The organism is Pseudoalteromonas shioyasakiensis (assembly GCF_001550135.1).
Lineage (GTDB): Bacteria > Pseudomonadota > Gammaproteobacteria > Enterobacterales > Alteromonadaceae > Pseudoalteromonas > Pseudoalteromonas shioyasakiensis.
The window spans coordinates 316683-342310 of record NZ_LRUE01000013.1 but is presented as its reverse complement, the minus strand read 5'-3'; the positions used below and the strand labels follow the sequence as shown (position 1 = coordinate 342310).

Sequence of the window (25628 nt, the reverse complement as noted above, 5' to 3'; positions counted from 1 at the left end):
GCGTAGCATAGCAGGATTAAAAACAGGGTGCGAATAACAGCCCTTAGAGTAGCTTAGATTTGGACTAAAAATTGACACAACGCTATTCAATTGATGATACTTTCGCTATCGATAGAGGCAGTGAAGTTTAATGAGTAACCATTTAACGCTAGAATTAATGACCCCAAAGGGCAATCTTGCCGATAGCATACAAGCTATTTGGTATGCCACAGCGCACTCTCAAGGAGAGCAATGGCTTGCCTGCGATGGTGCCACAGGGCTTGTGTTTCCTGTTGCTGGTGAAGTTTTACTTGATGACAAGCCGCTTGCTGCCCCTTATGCAGTGCAAGAAACATCGACTCAAGCATCTAAAGTCACATTTTCACACGATGCACAGTTTTGTGGTATTCGTTTTAACCCAACGGTATTGTCTGAACTTAAGCGAAACGCTCACCCACTCCTTGCAGAGCAGTCCCTATGTGAAATTGCACTAGGTCTGCAAAATAATGCCAGCTTAGCCGCGTTTGTTACGCTTATTAGCCGCCACTTTACTGATAATAAAAACATTAACCACAGCAACAGGCACTCAAAGCACTTAATCCGTAACCTTATTGAGTTAACGCCACTCGAAACTGCTTACCAACTTGCCCCACTCAGTCAACGCCAGCTCGAAAGGCAAGTTAAGGATCAATGCGGCGTCACCCCTAAGTATTTTGAGCGTATCTACCGAGTAAAACTTGCTAAACAAGCAATTAAAGATAACCCTGAAATGAGCTTTGCAGATATTGCACTTGAATGTGGCTTTACCGATCAGCCTCATTTAATCAAAGAATTCAAAGCAATAATGCACATCACCCCAGCAAAATACCGCAAGTTATTGAAAGACTCTCAAACTAAACAAACAAAGCTTATTTTTCGTTAGTCATCCTCAAAACGCAGAATATCACCAGGCTGACAACCTAAGTGCTTACAAATTGCATCTAAGGTCGTAAAGCGCACAGCTTTAGCTCGTCCAGCTCTAAGAACTGATAAGTTTTGTGGCGTAATACCTATCGCTTCAGCTAATTCTGCAGACTTCATTTTTCGCTTAGCTAACACTACATCTAAATCAATAATAATCGCCATTAAATCACTAACTCTTGCTCTTTTTGTAGCTGCTGCGCTTGACCCATGATCCAACCAATAACATAAATAATTAATCCCATCACTAAGCCTATAATATCAGTATCTTGTATAGCCACGACCCTTCCGATATCTGATCCTGTTGCCAAGTTAAGAAGAGTTATAAGTAGTGACGGGTAGCACACAACTAGTGCAAATTGCGCCAATAATACGCCACCTAACCATTTAAAACATTGTATATTTTCAATAGCGAAGAAGGATCCACGTCGGTAAAGCAAAAATAACCGAATCAAAATTATGTTGATCAGAATAAACGGTAGCAATTGCACAAGGCCAAGCCATAAAACACTATCAAAACCATGCTCATTTAATGTTTGTGCAACTCCTTGCCAAGAGCCGCTGACTTCAAGACCAATCCACATATGCGCACCATTACTTTGTGTAAAACTTAAAACATTACTGTCACTGAAAAGCACAATAATGCTTGTTACTAACAAGCTAATAAGCGTAAAAAATAGAAGGCTTAGGATAAACGAACTCATCCAAACAATTTTTTTCATGACGATTTACTCAGTGTTATTTGTTTTAGAAGTTGCTCATAATGAGTCGCTAACTGCTTACCTGTTAACGCATTAGAATGGTGCTTCCCTTTTGCAATGTAAATCTGCTTTTGCTGAGATTTTGCATGTTGATATAGTGACTTAGCTAACTCAGGTGGAGTTTGAGTGTCTTTTTCACCGGTAATTATTAATAGCGGTGCTTGATAAACTTGTAACGCTTTTAAATTATCGACTTGTTTAATCTCTTCACTAAACTCAACACTAACAAACGGTTTAGCAAACCACGGAATTCGTGCTGCTGTCATCTGTTCAACATTTGTCACACTCCCTTCAAGTACCAGAGCATCAACGTTACGCTGACTGGCAAGATAACCTGCAATCATACTTCCTAAAGAATGACCATGGATCACCACAGGCAAAGTATTTAGGTCTGATCTGCCTTTTACATAATCAAATACCTGTAATGCATCAGCTTGCAGATTAGCTACGCTAGGTACTCCAGAACTAAGCCCATAACCACGATGATCCATCATTAAAATATTAACTTGAAAAGGTAAAAGTAGCTTTGCCGGTTCCCCACCTGCGGCACTAACGCGAAACTGGTTACCACCGAAGTAAATTACCGTAGCACGAGCATCTGCAACTTTAATAAGGGTACCCTTAAGTCTAGTACCTTCATCGGTGTTTAAAGTTATCTCCTGCGTTTTGGCGGTGGCATTAACACTTTGTATATCCTGCATCGTTATTTTTTTATCCGGATATAAAAAGTGAGACTCCTCAACTTTAATTGTCGTACAACCAGTTAATAACAGCACAATCAGCGAAACCACTGCAATAGAACCAAATTTCATTTTCACGATCCTTCTAGTAAAAAAACTACTATGGCACTAGATAAGTTAAAAAACAAACAAAAATTACCGAAAAACGATAATTAATTATTTAATATCGAACATTAAAAGCCCTTCCTGTGAGAAATAACTTTGATCAAAAGCGCTATCTCCTTTAATTCATTATTTTTCAAATTCTGTGTTGAGCGATTTTATTTGCGCTTGGCATTTATCCATAGGATAGTTAAGGCAAGCCTACTAAACGTGCTGTAACTAAATAGGATAATCATGAAAAAAGTTTTACTTGCCACTAGCTTAATTGCCTCGTCATTTACTGCATTTGCAGCCAATTTAACCGTTGAAGAACTGCGTATTGAAAAAGCCAGCAAAGCCATGCCAAAGGTGTTGAGTGCTTTTTCTGATGAAGTGAACCAATTTGAAAAACAGTGGCAAGCTGCCGCTAGTTATCAGCAAGCAAGTGACCTTATTGATGATTACGCCAAACAATTATGGCGCGATGCCAAAGCGCGTATAATTAAAACCAACAGCTTCGACGACCGAGAGCTGTATTGGGCGCGTTTACTTTCAAGCAAGATTATTCGTACCAGCAAACCCCAGTTTGCAATGACCGACAGCGAACAAACCGCGTTATTAACTATGCTTGAAAATGGCAGCCGTGGCCGCACCGACCTTGATTACAGTAAAAAAACCGACAAACGCATTTTAATTACAGGTTTTGATCCATTCTTATTAGATAGAAATATTAATCAAAGTAACCCATCCGGTGTTGCAGCATTATTACTTGATGGCCAAGTGATTAATTACAATGGCATAAGCGCCGAGATCAATACGGTGATGGTGCCAGTACGCTACGAAGACTTTGACCAAGGTATTATCGAATCATTACTTGCGCCATATTACGCACTTAACAATGTCGATATGATTGCCACTATTAGTATGGGCGGTAAAGACTTTGATCTTGAACGCTTTCCAGGTAAACGCCGTAGTGTAACGGCGCCCGATAACGCCAATATTGTGTATGGCGGCACAGCAACTGCACCGAAAATTTCGAGCCTTAACGACCGCCCTCTTCCAGGCAATGAGTTTGTAACTTTCAGCTTACCAGTTAAGCAGATGCAAAAAGCCAAAGGGCCATTCCCAATCAACGACAATCATAAAGTCGTTACGCTTGAAAAAGCATTTGAGCCAAAATCACTTAAAGAATTAGAAGGTGCGACTGCGGTAAAAGGTGGTGGCGGTGGCTACTTATCAAATGAAATTTCGTATCGTAGTATTCGCCTACGTGATGAGCTTAATTCAGACATCCCTACAGGGCATATTCACACCCCACGTATTCAACAATTTGAGCCAGAAACAGAAGCGAAAATTGTTAAGCAAATTAAAGCAATGCTTGAGCAAAGCTTGGTTGCAATTTAAAGCGTTAAGCTCAGCTATAAAGTAATAGCTGAGCTTTTTCCAACTCACAATTGATACTTATTGTGGACCTGTTCCGCCATTCACTTTACTGCCCAAAGAATTTGGATCATCCAAGCGGTATGGGTAAAGTTGAATATCACCAAATACTGTTGCTCCGCTATCACGATATTGATCAGTTGCAGAACTTCCAGTGTAAACATTTCCTGAGGCACTAAAATAACCAGAGCCTTGATTCCAGTGAGGTTTCGCTGAATTTTCAAAGTAATTATTTTCCACTAAAACCTCAGCGCCATTCCCCGCACTAATTGAAAAATAAGTAATGTTCTTCCAGTAATTATTAAACATATGCACACGAGAGTTATAGCCATCTACTTTAGGGTTTCGCCCTGCAGCTGTATCCCAAAAATTGTGATGCGCTGTTATTTGAGAGTTTCTGAATAAATGAGTATACCAATGCTGGTTAGCGCAAACTTGAGGGTTATATCCATAAAAACGATTCCAACTTAAAGTAACGTTTTGACTATTGTCTACATCAATATATCCATCACTGATTTTATTAAATGCCATGTGGTCCACCCACACATGACTACTATCATCTATTGAAATAGCATCACCTGCTTCTACAAGGGCTGGGTTAATATCCTCAAGCATAATGTTCTTAATAATAATATTTCGCTGCTTGCTAATAACGAGGCTAGCACCAATTATTTTCGAGTTTTTACCTAACCCTTGCAGCGTTTTATTTGATTGCACAATGATACGTCTATCATTACGGGTAACATTCACGGTTGAGTTTGAGCTACTTCCCAACTCACTACAGCTTTGATTACCAACGGGAATTCTGTACCACGTCTTACCGTAATCTCCCCATTGACCACAATCAAGTGGACAAGCTGGTACCGTTCTATTGGCGGTTCGACAATCAATCACGGTGTTATCTGGGACCTGAATAACCGCAGCAGAGCCAGAACTCAATGCAGCACTTAAATCATCACAGCTATATACTGTGATGGCAGTGTTATTACCACCACCCGTCGTTGTGCTCAATCCATCTTGACCTGCTTGAGATGCAAAGCCTATTAAGTCACTAGGAGTGGTTCCGGTAGTCCCACAGTCGCCATTTACTGGATTAATAAACCATCTTTGTGAACTGATCCCAGCATCATCATTTTGATAAACATTTGCAGTATTATTTGAGCCTGCAACTGTCAAAGATTTACCAGTTAACTTATTGACGATATTGAAGCCGCCCGATGAAGATGCTTTTAACAACCAACGTTGATTAGCCCCTTGCCAATCATCATAAGCAATTATATTTGCACCATTTGATTGCGATGAGTTCAACACATCAAGAACTTTATTGTTAAATTTAGAGCGTATAATCCAATAGCCATCTGCTTCTTGAATAAGCTGAAACTTTTGGTTATTTCCACCCCAGTATTCGTAGCTAATAATATTCGGGGCTGAGCTAGAATCACTGGTATTTACATCAAGTGCAAGGCCAGAGCCTCTATTAATAATGGAATATACAGTGCCAGATTCAGGCATAGCACTACACTGTTGTGCATGAACAGCACTCTGAGCAAAACACGCAACTGCTAGTAGGCATAATGCTAACAGTTTAGTTTGGTTTAAAATCTTCAAGACTATCTCCTTTACTATATTTGTAATATAAAATTATATTATTAAAGAGATAGTTTAATTTATCCGTACCCAAAAACATTCATTTATGTTTATTTTATGTAAACAAATGTTAAAAGCTATCCGGCAACGCAGCAATTTCGACCTTGCTTTTTCGCTTTATAAAGCGCGTCATCTGCTATTTTAAACAAGCTATCTGAATCAAACGCCTCATTAGCAGCCTTACTGGCAACACCTATCGATAAGGTAACATAGCTTAAGTCTGCACGGCCTTGGTGAGTTATGTGAGCTGATGCTACGGCGTTTCGTAGCGTTTCAGCCACTTTGAGTGCCTCCTGCTTATCTGTATTGCTGAGCACAATTACAAATTCTTCGCCGCCATAGCGGGCAACAAAGTGATTACTTGGCTGGGTATTTTCCTTAAGAAGATTGGCGACTTCACATAACGCTTTGTCACCTTGATCATGTCCATAGTAGTCATTGTAGAGTTTAAAATGATCGATATCGGCGACAATCATTGAGATAGGCTGCGATGCTAAATCTGTATCGCTGGCAAGCATTGCAAAATGTTTATCCAATGCCCGACGATTGGCAAGCGTCGTCATTGAGTCGGTATTACTGATATGTTTTAACTTCTGGTGGCGCTCTAAAATTTCTGCGCGTTGATTTTCTATCAGACTAAACAACTCATTCATACCTCGCCCGAGCTGATGCAATTCGTTATTGCCAAAATACTCATCCCGAGCGCTAAAGTCGTTATTTCTGATTGCTGAATTTACCAATATGTAGAGCTTTCTGAGTGGCCTTAAAACCTGTTGATTTATATATAAATAAAACAAAATAAATACAGAACCAGAGATCAATAAACCGGTAATTAAAGAGCTATCAAACAAACTTCGGTCGTAAGTCCGCTCACGGGATGCTATAGATAGCACAAACAGTAAGTCTCCAGCTTGATCATTGACTCCTAAGTAAAGCCGCCGATTGTGTTGAGTAGTCTCGCGTGCACTCCTTTTTTCACCAAACACCCTAATTAGATGTTCCTTATATTTTGGTGCTTCATCAGTGCCATAAAAGCTAATATCATTTGCTAACCCTGGTGTTAGATTTTCGACAAAGCCTTCATCAATAAAGCTCCAAAGCAGTAACGTAGCCACAAATTCGCCTGTGCCATCAGACCTAGTTACATTGTAAGCAACCGTCACGGCAGGCGTTTTATCTATAGTAATAAACCGGACTTTATGGATTAACTCAGATTGGCTAGTGGTTATATCGTCAGATAAGATTATTAGATTGTTTTTTATCAACAAATTGGGGCTTTCTAAAACCGTTGGTGAGTAAGGCTTATAATCATTATTAAAACTGCCACCGCCGATAATATTTGCCTGTGTATCATATAAATACCAACCATTTACGTCTAAACGTTGTAATGCGTCTGCAATAACATAGTCAGTATTGAACCACTGGGTATCCCGTTGCTGTGCAGCTTCATACATGGTATCCCAAGCAGCGCTGTCAAAGACCATTTTTGACAGCGCATCAATCTCTTGCTGAAGTTGTGACTCCACGCGCTGAATATCAATCCGATCATTTTGTTTTGTCATCGCTTCAAACGTTGGCAAAATCCAAAAATGCCGAATAATTGTTTGCGCCAACAAAATAGCAAAGCACGCCGCGGTGAAAGCAAGTAATAAGCGTTTTTTGAGCCTCGCACCAATCACCATAAAACATTAAACCCAGCAGAATCAAAAATACATTAGTACTAAAAAGTATAACCTTGTTTGGCCAGTTTGCTTGCTAGGCTTTAATTTTTCAGCAAATTTGAAACCTTATCCATACTAAAGTTCACCGGTGAAAAATTGTAATATCTCTCTTTACATCTAAACTTTTAGTATGAAGATTTATTGGGCTATCGTATGAAAGGTATTGTCTTTACCGAGTTTTTAGAAATGGTCGAAAATGAGTTTTCTTATGAAGTTGCAGACAAAATCATCGAAGAAAACTCACTTACTTCAAACGGCGCTTATACTAGCGTTGGCAATTACGATAATACAGAGCTGCTATTGTTGGTCAGCTCATTGAGCAAACATATAAATAAACCCATTGATGAACTGGTTCATGCTTACGGTAAGCATTTGTTAAAACGCTTTTTTGTTTTGTATCCACATTTCTTTGATAGTGTTGAAAATACTTTTGATTTCCTTGATACCATTGATCGACACGTACATATTGAGGTCAAAAAGCTCTACAACGATGCAGAATTGCCAAGCTTTGAAACAAAACGAATTAGTCACTGCGAAATGCAAATGTTTTATCGATCAGGTAACCCATTTGCATGTTTAGCTGAGGGCTTGATTGAAGGCGCCTGTGAGCATTTCAATGAAATTATTACCGTTAAAAGTGAGATTGACGATAACTATCAATCTGCCACTTTTACTCTAACAAAAGAAGCTTAATGTGGATGAAGAACTCTACAAACGTAGAATAGAACGAGAGCGCCAGGCTCGAAAACAAGCCGAAGCGCTTTTAGAACAGAAGTCCTTAGAGTTATATGAAGCAAATATGACGCTAAAACATGCCGCCGAAAATCTAGAAAAAGAAGTTATCCTTCGCACCCAAGATTTGAATAAAGCAAAAGAGATGGCCGATGCCGCCAACCAAGCTAAATCAATGTTTTTAGCGAATATGAGTCACGAAATCCGCACCCCTATGAATGCAATTTTAGGCATGGCACACCTCGCCCTCGATACTGAATTAACCGACAAGCAATATGATTACGTCGAGAAAATCCAACTGTCGGCCAAATCACTGCTTGGGATTATTAATGACATTCTCGATTTTTCTAAAATTGAAGCCAACAAGCTTGAACTTGAAAACAATGATTTTAACTTAAATGACTTTCTCGCTAACCTAGCTAATTTAGCCAGCAGCTTAATTGAGAAAAATAACATCGAAGTCATTTTTGATATTGACGATGACATACCCGAGTTTTTAATCGGTGATGCACTTAGACTCAATCAAGTATTATTAAATTTACTAAGCAATGCGATTAAATTTTCGAACCAGCAAAATGTCACGCTAAAAATGACAAGAGAGTCAAAAACCGATACCTCTATTTGTATTAATTTTCAGGTGATTGACCAAGGTATTGGCATGTCACAAGAGCAAGTTAATAGTGTGTTCAAGCCCTTTTCTCAAGCTGATGTTTCTACAACCCGTAAGTTTGGTGGTACGGGTCTTGGTCTTGTTATCAGTAAAAAGATCATCGAACTAATGGGTGGGCATATTGAGGTTAAAAGCCAATTAAACAAAGGAAGTTGCTTTAGTTTTGACGTGTCATTTGCGCTATCGGCTATGCAAAGCTGCCACGACAAAGACATTTTTAAACATAAACGTGCTCTTATTATTGAGCAAAGCGACAAACCTGAAACTATTTTACATGACATGCTCAAAGTATTAGACATCAATGTGCAGACGATTAATTGCCTAGATGAAAAGCTATCTAAGGTCGATATTAGCCATAATTACGACTTCATTTTTTTAGACTGGCACGTACTAAACTGTGAGCAAAATAACATTTTAGAGAACCTCAAAAAGCAGCTTTCTATCGATATTAAAAAAACCATTATTCTCGCATCTTTTGAAAACCAAGAAGTTAAAGACACGCTAAGTACACTTGATAAAACCGTTGAAGAAATATTATTAAAGCCAATTATTAAAGGAAACTTACTAAAAACCCTCGAGCATGTGATGGGTATCGCTACGAAAAAAGAGACCAGAGTCGACAATACATGCTTTAAAAAGCTCGCCGGCTCAAAAATACTGCTAGTTGAAGACAACCCGCTTAACCAACAAGTTGCATCGCAAATACTACGCTCAAATGGCTTTATTGTTGATATTGCCGAAGATGGCATAGCAGCGATTGAAGCTGTAGAAAAAGGCACTTTCGATTGTATTTTGATGGACTGCCAAATGCCAAGAATGGATGGTTATACCGCAGCGAATAAAATCAAACAGCAATCAAAGTTTGCCCATATTCCAATCATCGCCATGACCGCCAACACCATGGAAGCCGACCTAACTAAAGCTAAAGAATCAGGAATGCAAGGCTATATAGCCAAGCCAATAGAAGTGCAAACCATGTTTGAGGTCATTGCTGAGCATTTAACGCAAAAGCCACTGTAACTTCTAGTCAGTAAGCTCTAAGACTTTTTGTTCAACTAATGAGTTGTTCTGCTTACGAAACTCATTTGGGTTAACCCCAACAATGCTTTTAAAAACACGGTTAAAGGTAGCAAGCGAAGAAAAACCACTTTCCATTGCAATACTTAAAATGCTCCAATGACTTGCTTCGTCCTTAAGTAGCAGCCCTTGTGCATGCTTTACTCGGTACTGATTAATAAATAAATTAAAATTAGATGCTTTAAAATGATGGCGAATAGTGCGGCTAATCTTATACTCAGGTACTGCTAATGCTTGTGCAAAGTCAGAAATTTTCAAATTAGTTTGCAAATAAACCTGCTTATTGATCAGTGCTTCTATATCAGTAATAAGCTCAGGCTCTACCTCTTTATTTTCAGATTGTTCAGCCTGATGGGTAGCTTTCACTACCTTTTCAGAGTTCACCACTTTACTATCAACAGCTTCAGGCACGCTACTGTGGGCACGGTTTTGCAAAAACATTACTAGCTGCATTGCAAATACAATCAACAATGCAGATGAGGTAATTATAAGTGGCTCAAATTGTTGAAATTCGCTTTCACTGAATAAAAACTTAGGCAGTATGCTGGCATTAAATACCGCTAAAAAGTAGCAACTAGCAAAAATACTTGCCTGCAACTTTTGCGTTTGTGATTTCTCTTTATAGCCCTGTAACGCTTCCCAAAAAGACAACACCAGAATACTTGAAGATAGCAACACCGTTATTTCGGCCATACCTTGCTTTAAACGCCACATGAATTGGCTCTCAGGGAAAACTTGCACATCAATACTCACCAAATAATGCCAAGTTTGGTTAAACATAATTAAACCCGCAATAGCAACTGCCACGGCAATATGTACCGAAGCAATAGGCTTATGCTTACGAAACAAAGTGCGTGATATAAGCCAAGACATATTACAGGTTGCGCAGGTAAATAAGCCGATTAAATAACTGTAAACACCAATACTTGGTGCACTGATTTTTTGCACCCCAACCATGCAAAGCGAACCGCAAAATACAGCAAACAGATAATGAATAAGCTGCTTCTCTTTTTTCATACCATTTAGCAGCATGAGCCCCATACAAACAAAAACGAGTAAGTAATAAGGGGAAGTATTTTGCATAACTCTACATACCTTAAATTGGGAGTTTGATGAATTATTTACCAATCAGATGAGTTTACTTTTTCAAAATCAACATAGCAAAAAGAGTTTGTTAGTGAATGTGTCAAACCCAGTGTGAGTTCTCAAAAGTAAACACAATATTTCATTGATCAAATTTCGAATTTGAGAAGAAATCTTGCTCTAGCCCTTTATATTAGCGGTATTAGAAAAATGTAATGGAATTGATGATGTTTAACAAAGATAGCAAACTCACACCTTTAAAAGCGCTCGAATACAGTAAAAAGCTTTGGTTTATTAGCCTGCTAATGGCGCAAACTTGCTTTGTGATTTACCTCATTCTTGGTTATGGAATGACAGGGTTAACTACAGGTCTATCAAGTTGGAACCGACTTAATAACACCGCCTATGTTGCTAATGATGCCACAGGGAATTTCATGTATGCAGTGCATGTATTATTTGCGGTAGTGATGATCCTTGGCGGAAGCTTACAACTCATTGAAAAACTGAGGGCAAAATACAGAGCATTCCATCGCTACAATGGCCGTGTATTTGTTGTTTTAGCTTGCTGTATTTCATTTGCTGGCATGTATTTAATGATTGTAAGAGGAACGGTTGGTAATACACTGATGCATGCACTGACAATGTTTGGCGGTTTAGTTGTTATCGTATCAAGTATATTTGCAGTGAAAACAGCACGGGTTCGTAACTTCAACGCTCATCAAAGGTGGGCTATACGGTTATATCTTGCTGCTAATGGTGTGTTGTTTTTTAGATTACTGATATTTGCATGGTTTTTAGTATTTGGCACCTTAGGCGTCGATACCGCCACATTCACAGGTCCTGCCGTACTTGCTGTTAGCCTTTGCTCTTACTTAGTACCACTTTTAATAGCCGAGCTTGTTCACTATGCAGCTCGTACAAATATTACGTTTATCACTATCGGCACAGCCTGTTTAATGACGCTAATATCAATCGTGTTCTTAATCGGCTTATTTGGGGTGACTTTGGCAAACTGGTACCCTGCGATTGTTGGCTAACTGACTCTCATACAATAAAGCCACCTAAATTGGTGGCTTTATGAACTTAATTTACGTCACTATAAAATTAATACAGTTCAAATAGTGGACGACCATTTTCGTCGTACTTCACTTCCATAACTCGAGCGTGGCGGTTTGGATCGTAAAGCGGATCTTTTACAATCTCTTCAAGTGGACGGGTGTCTGTTTTTGGCACCACACTTGGTTCACCAACTGCGTGCTCATAGTCACGAGCATGGTAAATACACAGTGGTGTTTCACCATCTTCAGCTACTGTAAAACAGTTATGACCTGGGCCGAAAATTTTCTTTTCAACACTTGTTTCAAGCACAGGCATACGTGTTTTAGTCCACGAATTACGATCAAGTAAATCGCTGTTTTCATCGGCTTCCATATAGCCCATACAGTAACATGCACCTGTTGCGCTTGCAGAGAAAGCAATGAAGATTTTACCGTTATTTTTAAGTACTGCCGGGCCTTCGTTTACCCAAAAGTCGACACGTTCCCAATCGTAATCTGGTGTCGTCAGCATAAACTGTGCTGTTTTTAACTTAATTGGAGATTCCATCTCCGCTAAATACAGGTTTGATGCAGCAAATTGACCGCCGGTTTTCTCTGCCCAGCAAAAGTAACGCTTACCGTTGTTTTCAAAAATGGTGGCATCTAAAGAAAAATCAGTGAACGACTTTTCATCGCCCTCAGCCGCTTGCATCATGCCAAGTTCAACCCACTCGTCATTTAGCGGATCTTGACCTTTACACTCAAGCACATACGGGCGTAATGCCCAAATATCATCTTCTTCACTGGCAGCAAAGTAGATATACCATTTGCCATCGAGGTAATGAATTTCAGGTGCCCAGATATGACGGCTCATTGGGCCGCTGTCATGTTTAAACCAAATATCAAAGGTTTCAGCGTCTTTTAAGCCCTCTAATGTCGCAGACTTACGAAGTTCAATGCGATCATAAGTTGGTACAGAACCTGTAAAATAATAAAAACCATCGCTGTGCTTATGCACAAACGGATCGGCACGCTGCTCTACTAACGGACTATTTGTTTGTAATGTCATCTTGAAACCTGATCGTTAAATTTTAATTTGTATTATTTTATTACTTTTAAGTAAGAACACAAATATAACATTATTTTTAACAGACAGTGAAAAGAAATGTAAGGACAAGCTATAAGATGCCCAAGCTTTATTGGCGAAAGTTAAGGAATAGCATTACATGGAATAGGTTTAATATGGAGCAGCAAGCTTAAGGCTTCTCAGTTAAACCTCAAACTTGCTTGAATAAAAAGGGGGATCCCCATCCACCCATGATTTAGATATCGCTAGAGCGATCTGGCTTTATATATTTTCTTTGCTTTTTTCGAGAGCACTACATCAACAGGCATAACATCTCCCGATACTTTTTTAACCGTTAAGGTATGCGCTCCAGCTGCTAAATCATGTTTTTCGAACACAATACTTTGAACTTGACGGTAGTTGTTACCATCAAAAATAGAGTATATACCTTGTGATTTACCATCTAAGAAAACCTCAACGTCACCATGGTTAATATCTTTTGAGGTCGCAAAGACAATACTCGAACCACTAAAGTCATAACTAAATGACGCACCGTTAACGGTTGTCATATGCAAATCTTGCTTATATTCGCCAGTATTTGTTTGCTCAGATCTCACCCAGTTGCCATTTTCGCTATACTGAATTCGAGGATCATCATCGTTTACAAGCTCTAAGCCTGAATAAGTGGTGTCAGATGTTGTACCAACCGTGTTTCCTACCGTTTGAATTTGCACTAAGCGGTCAACTATCCAGCTGCCGTTTGGATTAATAGCCACATCTAAAGTTGTGACCCCCCCAGCCCTTGCGATGTCTTTTACTCGGTTTGCTACCTCATTATTACTGTATTTTAAGCTGCGCTTAACTTGCCCCCAGCCACCAAATAATGGATCTTCTTGCGAGGTATACGTAAAGCCATGCCATTGCACTTTTGTACCGAGCGCCGTGGTTACTTCACCTGATTTTGGAATAGGCGGTAGCTCATTATGCTCACCTTGGGTGTAGTTACTTTGTGGGTCATTCGGAATAAAGCTGTACTCAAAACCATCACTAATAGTGATCACTGCATTCGGGTTACCACTACGCACTGATTTCGCTAGCTGATCAGCTACTGGGTAGTCATTATTAGCCGCAAGTTCTTGCTGCGATTCATCTGCTTGATACCAACCATCAAACCACCAACCGGCAATATTATCACCCCAGGTTTGGGCTCTTTCACTCACAAAGCCATTGATAAACCAGTCTGGGTATGGCGCTTTCACTTTTTTGCCCGTCCATCTATCACCTAAGTGTGAAGGTAGATATGCAATTAGCTTGATGCCTTTTGCTTTAAGCGCCAGCGCCATATCCAGAACAAGGTCACGGGTTGGCGTATAATCAGCCTGATTAGAATTAACTTGTGTGATACAACCCGGTGCAATATGTTTACTCGGACATGCAGGTGAGTGTAGATCGTAAATATCACTGGTCGTAGATAAGTAACCACGGTTTTGGGTAATGGTAAAAATTACATAACGATAACCAAGCTTGGCGGCTTTATCAGCATAATCGTTGACATCAAAACCATTAACGTAGTTATTCCACTCGTTATAGTCTGTAATTTGGTACCACGCATTATCCATAGTGCCACCAGCAAGATAGTGATGACTAATCCCCCACTTGGCATCTTGCATCCATTTAACTTCTTTAGGTAACTCTGCAGCACCCACATTAATACTACTTGCTAAGGCAACACCAGATAGGATTTTATGGATTTTACTATTCATAGCAACTAAACCACATGAAAATAAGGAATGTAACGAGCTTATTAAATTTACAAACGAGCAACAATTAAATTACACAAAAACAAGCAACTACCATTCATTCGTTTCATATTTAACGCTTTAAAATTATTGGTATTTTAAAAATGAAATATTCTTATCAATATGAATTTTCTTATTTACCAATTAAAAAATGTTAATAAAAAAGCCATACGATGCTTATTTAAAAACAACGTATGGCTTGCGACACAACTAGGAGTTTAAATTGTTATACTTCTTGCCTTAATGAGGCTATCACTTTCGGCATTTTACGCTTTACAACCCAACCAGAGGCCACAATCACAATTAAGTAATAGCCAAAGGTTTGCCAATCTTCAAATAAGGCATTACCAATACCGAGCAGTAGCGAGTAAATAAATGCAATACTCGCAACACAAGCAATAGCGTTATCTTTAATCCCCGCCGCGATTGGTTCAATGCCTGTTAAATCTCTGACTTTTTTCCAGCCGCGGCCGTGGATTTTTAAGCGACTATAAAACTCAATGGTTTTTGGGCTTGGGGTTTTACTTGAGGTCATTAGGGTAACAACTAAGCACACAACCAAGGTTGTCATCGTGGTTGCTAGCATGCGCACGGCAAACCACTTAGCCTCGCCTTCATCGGGTAATATGTACATCATCGCATTACCGACAATAACGGCAGTAATAAGCGCGCTAATTTCAGACCACACATTTATTCGCCACCAATACCAGCGAGCGATAAGTACCACAGAGATTGGAATGATGATTACCGAAATATATTCATAAGCGCCTAGAATACTTTCAAGTTGAGTCGTTACAATCAGAGCAACCAAAGTAAGGGCTAACATGCTGAACCGAGCAGCCTTAATGTAATGTGCTTTTTCTCGGCCTTTAACTAAGTAAGGCTCGTAAACATCATTGACTAAATAAGACGAGCCCCAGTTAAGTTGAGTATCGAGCGTACTCATAAAAGCAGCAAGTAAAGAGGCGACCATAATGCCTTTTAAACCAACTGGTAAGAATTCATCTATCATCATTGGGTATGATTGCTCTGCATCTACCAACGATGGAAAGTAAACCAAAGAGGCAACACCCACGATAATCCAAGGCCAACTTCTTAACACGAGATGGCAAAAAGCAAACCAATATAAGCTCAACATGGCATCTTTCTCACTGCGGGCAGCAAGTGTGCGCTGTAAGAAAAAACCAAACCCGGGCGCGTAATTTAGCCAACCAATACAAACTAAAATAACAAAAGTTGCGGTTTTTAGATCCCATTCAAAGTCGGGGATCATTTTTAATGTATCGCTATTAAACCCAGGTGATGCCTCAACCGCAGCAACGATGCCACCGTGATCTTGTAAGTCGACATAGACAATAATAGCTAATACCACAGAACCCACTATTGCCAAGGCAAATTGAATTAAATCGGTATATACAACGCCATATAAACCAGACATCGCGGTATACACGACCGCTGCAACAGCTAGCACAATCAAAATAAGCGTGGTCGCTGTGATAGCACCAAACAGAGGAATGTTGAATAGGGGTTCAGGAGAGAGTCCTAAAATCACCACAATAATTTTCGACATAGCGAGAGTAACAGATGCGATGATAATGCAGTTAACAAACACGCCATCAAAAATAGCTTTAAAAATTCTTAAAAAATCAGTGGCTTTACTCTTATCATATCGCTGTGAGATAAGCTCAATTTCGGTCAGTGCTTTTGATCTTCGCCATAAATTAGCAAAGAAGAACACCGAAATTATCACGCCAATTACACTCACCCACCAAATCCAGTTTGCGTAAATGCCTTGCTCTCGCACAGCCCCTGCTACAAACAAGGGTGTATCAGATGAAAAGGTGGTGGCCACCATGGATGTGCCCGCGATATACCAAGGTAAAGATCGCCCTGCGACAAAAAAATCAGCCGTACTTTCACTGGCCTTTTTTGTAAAGAGCATCCCGATAACAACCGCTGCTACTACATAAAATGCAACTATTAACCAATCAATTAAGACCATGTGAATCCCCCGATGTGTTTTAATTTTTATTTAGGTAGCTATCAAATTTTTTCCATGTTTCTGTCATATCGATAATCGAACCTGTTTGCCTAGCTTCATCTAACTTGATGGCGGTCAGCCCCGCTTGCAAAGCGTCAACAATGGATACCGGTAAAGGAGTCCCCCTTTCAAAAAAGGCAATCCAATCTGCCGCCATTTCTTCTTCAGCGCCGTAGTGCATCGAAATTGAATCATCGTGTAAGTACGTTTTATCAATCAATGCCCCTGAGGTAATACAGTCATGCACTTTGAAATAGTTACGCACAAAGTCACCTTCAGCCATACCGAGTGTGCCAAATACACTAAAGTGTCGGTAATCGTTCGGTACATTTAAGTTAGTATGAAAACTCAGATTTATGCCATTTTCATACTGAATGAGTGCGGTTTGGTGATCCACCAACTCAGAATCGTTATCAAACACTTCATCTATGCCATTCCAGCGTGACTTGCGCTGATGATAGACAGGATGCTTGCCTAAGTGCTTGTTCTCAGGCGTGAAGGTTCTTCGACCGCCAAAACTGGCAAGTTTAGCTGGGCGACTTTTCACAATGCCCTGATAAAGATCTAAGTCGTGACAGCATTTTTCTAATAAGAAGCCGCCCGAAAGTCCCTGATGTCTGCGCCAATCTCGCATAAAAAACGCACCATGCTCTGGCGGAATATGCTCTGATGCCTCAATACTGGTGATTTCACCCAGTAATTTAGATGATAAGGCTGCGACCAAATCTTTATACAAAGGCGCATAACGAAGCACCATACCCACTAAAATTTTATCGAAGGCATTATGTTTAGCGATAAGCTCAAGCACGTCGTAGGTCTGCTGCTCAGACATCACAATAGGTTTCTCTGCAAAAATGAGTAATCCTGCTTCAATGCCAAGGCGTAAGTGCTCTAAATGCATATGATTTGGAGAGCCGATCATCAACATATCAAGCTGCTCATTTTGCAACATATCTGCAAGTTCGTCATAAGCGCGCATCGAGATACCATGCGACTGCATGTACTCAACTTTTACAGATTCAGGGTCGGCATAAGCCACCAAATCAAAATTTGGAATAAGCTCATGCATCACTTTGGCAACATAACTTAACCGGTCGCCTAAACCACAAATTCCTACTTTCACAATTTTATTCCTGCAAGGTACATTAATAACTCAAGTTAGTTACCTTGCACTTGAACAGTCAATCACTTGTCTGCGCTTTGTGAATGGGATTTTTTTTATGAAATTCGGCTCAACATGGGTTTTACATACAAAACAATCTTCAATTAATAAAGGTTCTAGTTAGCTGTACGTTAAATAATATTTATTATCGAGAGGCGCTATATTCACTCACTTTGATAACAAAAACTTTACGTGAATCATTGTTCAAAAATAAATTCAACTACTTAATTTTCAAATAAAAATCAGAAAACCTTTATTGACCAAAACAAAACAGTTGGGATATACAAGCTACTTTATTACCAAATTCAGGTGATATTTCAGTGCATAAGCGCTCTTTGAGACTACACTTATGTATAAGGTTTTAATCTAAGAATAAGTAATTAGAAGTACCCGATGACAGAGAAAGAAACTAAATATAAAGCGCCCGCTCTTGAGAAAGGCATGGCGATTATAGAATTAATCGCAAGAACCCCGGAAGGGTTAAATCTGACACAAATTTCTGACTCATTAGGGAAATCAAAAGCTGAAATTTTTCGTATGGTGGCGGTTCTAAATGATCTCCACTACCTTGAGTTTTTTCAAACTGAACGCGTTTATAGGCTCTCACTCAAGCTTTATCGGCTTACTCACCGCTACGCGCCAGTTCACCACCTAAATAATGTTGCCTTTCCTATCATCCAAGAATTGTGTAGTGAAATTCAACAATCTTGCCACTTAGTGGTGTATTCAGACGGTGGTGGATTAATCTTGTCTCACCAAGATTATGATACCAACAGCAACTGCTTAACCCTACCCGTTGGAGGAAGAGGCCCCCTTACCGATAACTGTGCAGGACATGTGCTATTAGCATTTGCATCGTACGACAACCGTGAACGAATGCTCAAAGCATACCAAGAAAATCACCCTGACTTGTCTCTTGATTTAATGGCACTGCGAAATATTTGGCTGCGCGTAAAAGAACAAGGTCATGAAGCCATGCCAAGCCCTGTTCTTGCTGGCGTATATGATATAGGCGTGCCCATTTTCGATTATTACCATAATGCCGTTGCTGTGCTGCTCACCTCAATTCTGATGTACCGTGACGAATCGCGTAATGCTGATTTCGAGCATGTGATAAATAAGTTAAAAGAAACCTCACTTCAAATTTCACAGAAAATGGGTTTTGACGAAGAGGCCTAAATCATGGTGCTTTTCTTATGACTTTCCACTCATACAAATATTCAAGCAATATACTGGTCTTTTGGTATGCGCAATTCTTTTGGTGAATACGCAACTAGCTAATACTATTTTAGGAATTTTCCCAAAATAAATATTAACATAAATTCAACCATTTTGTTTCATTTATAAAACATCATTCTTGGCGAAATTTTAACTAAGAAACCTAGCTAACGCAGTCAGCAAAGCGCGTTGACGGATTTTTAGTCTTTATATATCACTGAATGGACATTTGAACATTCACGAGAATAATTCGCCGAGAGCGATGGGGGTCAATATGATGAAATTCACCAAAAGCCAAATAGCCTTATCTGTTGCTTTATCCCTGATGGGTAGCACAGCAATGGCAGAGGAACAAAGTACAGCTAAGGATGTTGCACAAGATGATATTGAAGTAATCGCTGTCAGCGGTGTGAGACTGAGTTTGAAAGAAGCTATCGCCACCAAGCGTGGCTCTGACAAAATTCTTGACTCAATTGCCGCTGAAGATATGGGTAAATTCCCTGATGAAAACGTCGCGCAGTCTTTGCAACGTGTTCCTGGTATTTCAATTGACCGTCCTCGCGGTAGCCCAAATGGCGGCACCAATGGCAGTACCGATGGCCGACTAGGTGGTCAATATGTACAAATCCGTGGCTTACCAGTTGATTTTACACAGGTTACTTTAAATGGCCGCTCTTTAGCATCAGGTCGCAGTATTGGTCGTCAATTTTCTTTAGATGTACTGCCTTCAGAGCTAATTGGTCAGCTAGACGTTTATAAAACAGTATCAGCAGATCAACTCGAAGGCGGTATTGGTGGTAATGCTGACATCAAAACTCGTAAACCGCTTGATGCAGATGAAGTTGGCTTTTCTGGTGCTTGGTCAGCTGAAGGTGTGTACAGTGAGCTGCCAGATTCAACCGACCCGCGTATTTCAGGCATTGTGAACTGGAAATCAGACGATGAAAAACTCGGTGTCCTCGTTGGTGTAACCTACTCAGAGCGTCGAACCCGTGAAGACGAATATTTTTCTTGGGGTAATGTAAACTTTGGTCCAGGCACTGGCGATGGTGTTGAAATTCGCCCTGACCTTGCCACAGTGCCAGGTGGTACAGATGATGGTAGTATCGATTACCCTAATTCTCTTTACCCTATCGAACCCCTTACTCAATACTATGGTGATGAGCGAACTCGTACTGGCTTAAATGCAGTAATCGAGTTTCAACCTAGCGACGAGTTAAACATCACATTTGATGGTTTATATGCAACATTCGATGTAGATGAAACAGCGCTACAGTTACCTGCTCGATTCCAGTTCCGTGGCCCACAAGACCCTAGCCTGTGGGTTGCAGCCGACCTAAATGACCCAAACGGTCGTGGTGTAGGCGGTATTTTCCCATTCCTCGTAACCGAAGCTGTGGTAGAAAACGATAACCTGGTTTATGCCGTTGCACCGCAAACTCAGTTTAGAAGCGTATCTGAATTAACTAAGATAGAATCAGACACGCTTGCTTTAGGTACTCATGTAAATTGGGCGCCAAATGATGATTGGGAACTTGATTTTGATATTGGTTATTCTAAAGGTGAGCAATCACGCGACCTTAAAAGCGTGCTATTACAAGCATTTGCTGACGTAGTGTATGATGCGCGTAATCCAGATAATGGTATCCCTGACCTATATGTTACTGGTACTGACTTAAATGACCCTGATAACTACCGTGTAGCGTTTGGTAACTCAAATGCACGTGACGTAAAAGATACATCTCTGTCGTTTGCCGTTGACGCAAAGTACTTCTTAGACAATGAGTACTTCACAAGCCTAGAAACAGGTGTACGTTACACACAACGTTCAAAAGAAATCAAAGCCTATGTAGGTAACAGCTTTACAGGCTCAAATGGGGTACCTGATGTACTACCTACATCAGCGATTAACTTACTTGATTTCCCGGTTGATGACTTTTTAGGTGAAGCACCAAACGCTAATGTTATCCGCAGCTTTGTGATTGGTGATCCAATTGATTTCCATAACAAATACGGTGTTGAGCAACAGTTTGATAGCATCAGCTCATTCAAAGTTGAAGAAGATATTGCTGCAGCATACGTTAAAGCGAACATGGCCTTTGATGTAGCCGACATTCCAGTAAAAGGTAATGTGGGTGTACGTGCAGTAACAACCGATGTTGAAGCTACAGGTGCATTACCAGTTGAAATCATCATCCGCAGTGCCGGTGATTACGACGTAGTTGGTGAAACTAGCTCAACAGGCAGTAGTTACACCAATGTGTTACCAAGCTTAAGCTTAAATGCAGAGCTAACTGACGAAGTGTACTTACGCTTTGGGGCTAGCAAAACAGTAACGCGCCCTACGCTTTCGCAGTTATCGCCACGCTTTACATTTAGTACGACCACACTGACAGGCTCTGCGGGTAACCCGGCTCTTGAACCATTTGAGTCTGATTCACTCGACTTATCACTTGAGTGGTACTTCAATGATACAGGTTTAGCAAGTGTTGCTTTGTTCCAAAAAGACATTGATGGCTTTGTATTTAACTCAAGCTCACCAGAAACAATTGCCGGAATTGATTGGGCATCGGTAGACCGTCCACGTAATGCGGCATCGGCAACAATCAATGGTGCAGAGCTTAGCTTCCAAACTGCTTTTGATTTCTTACCAGCGCCATTCGATGGCTTAGGTATGCTAGCAAACTATACTTACACAGACAGTGACACTGACTTTGGTGATGGCTTTGAAGGTCAAACATTCAGCTATACTGGCTTGTCTAAAAATGTATATAACCTAGTTGGTTACTATGAAAAAGGCCCAGCGTCAGTACGTTTATCTTACAACTATCGTGAGAAATACTTACTAGAACCTTCGTTCGGTTTCTTCGCTGGTCCTCGTCATGTAAACGACTACCAACAGCTTGATTTAAGTACGTCTTACAAAATCAATGACAACTACTCATTGACCTTTAATGTGACCAACTTAACCAATGAGCGTTTCGACCGTTACTTCAATAACGACGAATCAATCATTGCGACAACCAACTTTACAGGTCGCCAGTACTTCGTAGGTATTCGCGGAACCTTCTAACCCATTATGTTGTTGTAGGTGATGAACCTAACCCAAAGCCTCCTAACGGAGGCTTTTTTTATGAAACCAACTAAAAAAATGCTGCACCAACATCATTGGTACAGCACCTTACAATTTAAGTACTAAAAAAGTACCTGTTTATACTTTAAATTTACGTCTACAGGCAACCATAGCAAGTAATAAAGACATTAAGTAGTAAAGACTACCGCCTGAGTCTGAGCTGGAATCAGAGCTTGATCCTGAATTATCTGCTTTACCAATAATGTTTATAACTACTGTTTTAGTATCTGATGAAGCAAATCTATCTTTTGCTCGATAACTAAAGTTTACTGAGTAAGAAGACTCCCCTGTCGGTTCGTATACAAATAATCCAGTATCTTTATCAAAACTAAGCTCACCAGAACTTGGGCTCGTTACTAGTTCAAATTCTAACTTATCATTATCTTCGTCATTACCAATAAAACGACCATTAACTACCGTTGAGTAATATGTTTCATAACTTAAATCTGTAGCCGTCGGTGTTGTATTTGTTAATTCAACAACAACATTGGCAAGCGCAGTCTCTTCAAGCGAGTCCTTCGCGGTAAAAGTAATTGAAACAGGCTGTAAAGATTCACCACTCGGCGTGTATTTTATTTCACCCGTATTTTTATCAAGTAATTCAATTTGACCATGTTGAGGCTCATTTTTTACAGTGAAAATAAGTGGCTCATCATCTGCATCTGAGGCAGGCAAATTAAGAATCAAAGGCGTATTCCAGTGCGTTGTGATCGTAGAATTATCAACTACTGGCGACTGATTAGTTAACGTAGCTGTAAACTTTGCAAGCTCAGAACGTGAACGACCTTTTACTGTATAAAACGCTAATTCATCAACACCGACAGTGCCGTGAGGCGTATATGTGAACTGTCCTGTTTGACGGTCAATAAACGTCAACTGGCCAAGGCTAGGACTATTTTCAAAAACCACAAAGTCAATATCACTCAAATTAAGGTTAACTTCGAGTGGCGAAAGCACATGGGATGTTACCTCGCTATCTTGCGGTTTAGCTAAAGGAGCTGGGGCTTCATTTGAGAAAACCTCTATAGATTTTCCTGAAAGCAATGAATAATCCACACCATTATAAGTTGCACTTACTATAGAACTGCGTTGATTTGCACGCGCTACTTCATAAAGCAGCTCATCATTATTTAAATCGTACTCTCCAAACTTATCTTCACAACTAAATAAGATGAAGCCTGCACGTGTAGATACTATATTGTTTAATGAATTGTCACATAATTTAGCAACTTCAGACTTTTCTCCAGTTTCCGTCAAAGAGAATAAAAGGCCATATTGATTGGCAGCATAAAGCGCTTTTTCACCATTGATAACAACCCCCTCTAGCGACTTAAAACGGTCGTTTAAAGAGTAATTAGTTACACTATTATCAGTGTAGTTATATTTAACTAATTGGTTACCTGTTAAAGCAAATAACTCTTTACTGCTTTGTTGTGTATCTATGCCTGCGACTATGCCAGAAACCCCACCCCAAAAGTCCTGTAAACGAGGTGAGCGCTTAATAAGTTCACCGGTTTGTCCGTTAAAAACTCGTATATAAGAGCCTTCACTTCCGGTGTGCGATGCGCCATTACCAACAATTAGCTCTAAGAAACCATCTTGATTAATATCATAGGCTTCAATCGTTGAAATTTGGTCGCCACTTTCAAAAGGTACTGTATACAGTAAATTTCCATTATCTGGGGAAAATACTTGTATGTTTCCTTTGTAAGATTTTGATCCTGCAACGATTAAATAATTTTTATCATCATTGAATAAATCAGCAGCAATCACATACTGGTAGTCATTCCAGCCATCGGTTAAATCGACACTAGATAGTAATTGCTCGTTTGTTTCGATATCAACAACTTGAAGTTTATTTGTGCCATTTTCAGAAAAAATAACATCAATTCCACCTTTACCATCAATATCAGCAAGGCCTAATAAAAACTGTGAATAACTATAGATCGTTTGCGACCATTGCTTAGACTTATCTTCTACAGTATGAATATGAAACCCATCATCACCTGAAGACGTATAACCAGCTCCCCACGCAATATCTGTTTTACCATCAAGATTAAAATCGTCTACCAAAATACTTGAAACACTGTGTTCAGGGTTATTGATCTGCCAAAACTCCTGACCAGTACTTAAAGATAAAGCATGGATTTGCCCCCATTGACCATCTCCATATACTAGGTCTTGAGCGCCATCATTATTAATATCTGCGACTATAATTCTTGAAATGTCTAACTCGCTATTAGCTGTCCACATGACACTGTCTGTGTTTGGACTAATTAATTCAATCGAATACCAACCATTACCATTGATTACTTCATCTAAACCATCTTGGTTAGTATCAACACTTTGTAAATGGATACCTGTTAGTTGCGTACTCAATGTTTTTATATAATTTATTGAATTTTCAGAGATACGATACAATTTTCCATCTTCAAGCATTAATTCGTGAACATTTTGTTCGGTAAACGAACCAACAACAAATTTGTTACCGTAATACTCAAGTTGAGAAATAACAGACAGGTCTAACTGGTCTAGTACCAAGATCTGACTATTGGCAATTGCAATGAGCTCGTCCTGACCGTCGTTATTAATATCTCTTGCCATTACTGATTGGCTAGAAAATACCTCCTTTGTACTTTCGACTTTCATTGTTAGTAAATTAATTTTTACTATCTGATTGCTCGTCATAAGTATTAAATAATAAGTATCATCGGCAATGCTTTTTAACAATGTACTATCAGTGATGTAATCCTGAGAATCGAAACCTTCAACGACTGAATATTGATTATCTTTATACTCAATAATATTAAAATCGTTTTGTTGCACCGAAATAATTTGCTTATTACCGTTACCGAGCAAGTCTACAGAATAAAGGCCATTTAGACCTGTTGAATTACCTAAAGAGTAACGACGAAATACAGATGTTAAATCTAAGCTTTCATCTACAGTGGTATTGGATAAGTTAATCCCTGAAGCTCTGTCTAAATCTGCTTGCGAATTGTTTTTATCGCGGCTAGTAAAATAAGTTTTTTCGTAATTAATCTGTTGCGAATTTAAAAGTGTCGCATCACCATATTGGTTATAATGTGCAGTATTTTCTGTGGCTAAAAGTGATTGCGAGCAAAATAGCAACGCAAGGTATGGTAGCTTGGTCATTTCCCTATCCTAAACAACTTATAATTTTTATTTTACTCACAACAAAAAACTGTTTTCTTATTATGAGATTAAGCAGACGATTTTCCTCTATTAGAGACATTTATTCAAGAATTAGATTATGAACT

18 protein-coding genes are annotated in these 25628 nt (G+C 39.6%); 7 read left to right on the top strand and 11 right to left on the bottom strand.

What is annotated here, in order from left to right:
- Positions 1-130 precede the first annotated feature (130 nt).
- On the top strand, positions 131-901 hold the full coding sequence (locus PASHI_RS06730) for an AraC family transcriptional regulator (RefSeq protein WP_062565019.1): 771 nt from the start codon (positions 131-133) through the stop codon (positions 899-901).
- Here PASHI_RS06730 and PASHI_RS06725 read toward each other — a convergent pair.
- From PASHI_RS06725 to PASHI_RS06715, 3 genes are read right to left on the bottom strand one after another with little or no spacing between them, the layout of a single operon-like run.
- A complete protein-coding gene (locus PASHI_RS06725; RefSeq protein WP_054560721.1) occupies positions 898-1104 on the bottom strand; it encodes a helix-turn-helix domain-containing protein in 207 nt (68 codons plus the stop codon). The genes PASHI_RS06730 and PASHI_RS06725 overlap by 4 nt on opposite strands.
- Positions 1104-1661: a DUF2975 domain-containing protein gene (locus tag PASHI_RS06720; protein ID WP_062565018.1), complete on the bottom strand. Its 558-nt coding sequence runs from the start codon at positions 1659-1661 to the stop codon at positions 1104-1106. The genes PASHI_RS06725 and PASHI_RS06720 overlap by 1 nt, the downstream gene beginning before the upstream one ends.
- Complete coding sequence (locus PASHI_RS06715) at positions 1658-2512, bottom strand: alpha/beta hydrolase (protein WP_244269377.1); 855 nt, start codon at positions 2510-2512, stop codon at positions 1658-1660. The genes PASHI_RS06720 and PASHI_RS06715 overlap by 4 nt, the downstream gene beginning before the upstream one ends.
- Before the next feature lie 264 nt (positions 2513-2776).
- Between PASHI_RS06715 and PASHI_RS06710 the strand changes: the two genes are divergently transcribed.
- Positions 2777-3925 (top strand): hypothetical protein, encoded by a 1149-nt coding sequence (locus PASHI_RS06710; RefSeq protein WP_062565016.1) that lies wholly within the window; start codon positions 2777-2779, stop codon positions 3923-3925.
- A gap of 57 nt (positions 3926-3982) precedes the next feature.
- Here the strand turns inward: PASHI_RS06710 and PASHI_RS06705 are convergent, their stop codons facing one another.
- Positions 3983-5569, bottom strand: a complete 1587-nt coding sequence (locus PASHI_RS06705) for an RICIN domain-containing protein (protein ID WP_062565015.1) — start codon at positions 5567-5569, stop codon at positions 3983-3985.
- Between the two features lie 116 nt (positions 5570-5685).
- The gene (locus tag PASHI_RS06700; RefSeq protein WP_062565014.1) at positions 5686-7290 is read right to left on the bottom strand and encodes a sensor domain-containing diguanylate cyclase; all 1605 of its coding nucleotides are present in this window, start codon (positions 7288-7290) and stop codon (positions 5686-5688) included.
- A 192-nt stretch (positions 7291-7482) separates the two neighbouring features.
- Between PASHI_RS06700 and PASHI_RS06695 the strand changes: the two genes are divergently transcribed.
- Positions 7483-8022, top strand: coding sequence for a heme NO-binding domain-containing protein (locus PASHI_RS06695; RefSeq protein WP_062565013.1), 540 nt, complete (start codon positions 7483-7485; stop codon positions 8020-8022).
- Position 8023: 1 nt separating this feature from the next.
- Positions 8024-9751, top strand: coding sequence for a response regulator (locus PASHI_RS06690; protein ID WP_062565012.1), 1728 nt, complete (start codon positions 8024-8026; stop codon positions 9749-9751).
- A gap of 3 nt (positions 9752-9754) precedes the next feature.
- Here PASHI_RS06690 and PASHI_RS06685 read toward each other — a convergent pair whose 3' ends face one another.
- Positions 9755-10891: a helix-turn-helix domain-containing protein gene (locus PASHI_RS06685; RefSeq protein WP_244269376.1), complete on the bottom strand. Its 1137-nt coding sequence runs from the start codon at positions 10889-10891 to the stop codon at positions 9755-9757.
- A gap of 224 nt (positions 10892-11115) precedes the next feature.
- On the opposite strand from PASHI_RS06685, the gene PASHI_RS06680 reads away from it, so the two are divergent.
- Positions 11116-11928, top strand: coding sequence for a DUF2306 domain-containing protein (locus tag PASHI_RS06680; RefSeq protein WP_244269375.1), 813 nt, complete (start codon positions 11116-11118; stop codon positions 11926-11928).
- A 67-nt stretch (positions 11929-11995) separates the two neighbouring features.
- On the opposite strand, the gene PASHI_RS06675 is transcribed toward PASHI_RS06680, so the two are convergent.
- The 4 genes from PASHI_RS06675 to PASHI_RS06660 form a co-directional block, all read right to left on the bottom strand.
- On the bottom strand, positions 11996-12997 hold the full coding sequence (locus PASHI_RS06675) for a family 43 glycosylhydrolase (protein ID WP_054560730.1): 1002 nt from the start codon (positions 12995-12997) through the stop codon (positions 11996-11998).
- Positions 12998-13260: 263 nt separating this feature from the next.
- The gene (locus PASHI_RS06670) at positions 13261-14757 is read right to left on the bottom strand and encodes an alpha-amylase family protein (protein ID WP_062565010.1); all 1497 of its coding nucleotides are present in this window, start codon (positions 14755-14757) and stop codon (positions 13261-13263) included.
- A 262-nt stretch (positions 14758-15019) separates the two neighbouring features.
- The gene (locus PASHI_RS06665) at positions 15020-16795 is read right to left on the bottom strand and encodes a sodium:solute symporter family protein (protein ID WP_062565009.1); all 1776 of its coding nucleotides are present in this window, start codon (positions 16793-16795) and stop codon (positions 15020-15022) included.
- A 19-nt stretch (positions 16796-16814) separates the two neighbouring features.
- The gene (locus tag PASHI_RS06660; protein WP_062565008.1) at positions 16815-17957 is read right to left on the bottom strand and encodes a Gfo/Idh/MocA family protein; all 1143 of its coding nucleotides are present in this window, start codon (positions 17955-17957) and stop codon (positions 16815-16817) included.
- A 432-nt stretch (positions 17958-18389) separates the two neighbouring features.
- Between PASHI_RS06660 and PASHI_RS06655 the strand changes: the two genes are divergently transcribed.
- Both PASHI_RS06655 and PASHI_RS06650 read left to right on the top strand, forming a co-directional pair.
- Positions 18390-19175, top strand: coding sequence for an IclR family transcriptional regulator (locus PASHI_RS06655; RefSeq protein ID WP_062565007.1), 786 nt, complete (start codon positions 18390-18392; stop codon positions 19173-19175).
- Between the two features lie 313 nt (positions 19176-19488).
- Complete coding sequence (locus tag PASHI_RS06650; protein ID WP_062565006.1) at positions 19489-22287, top strand: TonB-dependent receptor; 2799 nt, start codon at positions 19489-19491, stop codon at positions 22285-22287.
- Between the two features lie 138 nt (positions 22288-22425).
- Here the strand turns inward: PASHI_RS06650 and PASHI_RS06645 are convergent, their stop codons facing one another.
- Positions 22426-25503: an Ig-like domain-containing protein gene (locus tag PASHI_RS06645; RefSeq protein ID WP_062565005.1), complete on the bottom strand. Its 3078-nt coding sequence runs from the start codon at positions 25501-25503 to the stop codon at positions 22426-22428.
- Between the last annotated feature and the right edge of the window lie 125 nt (positions 25504-25628).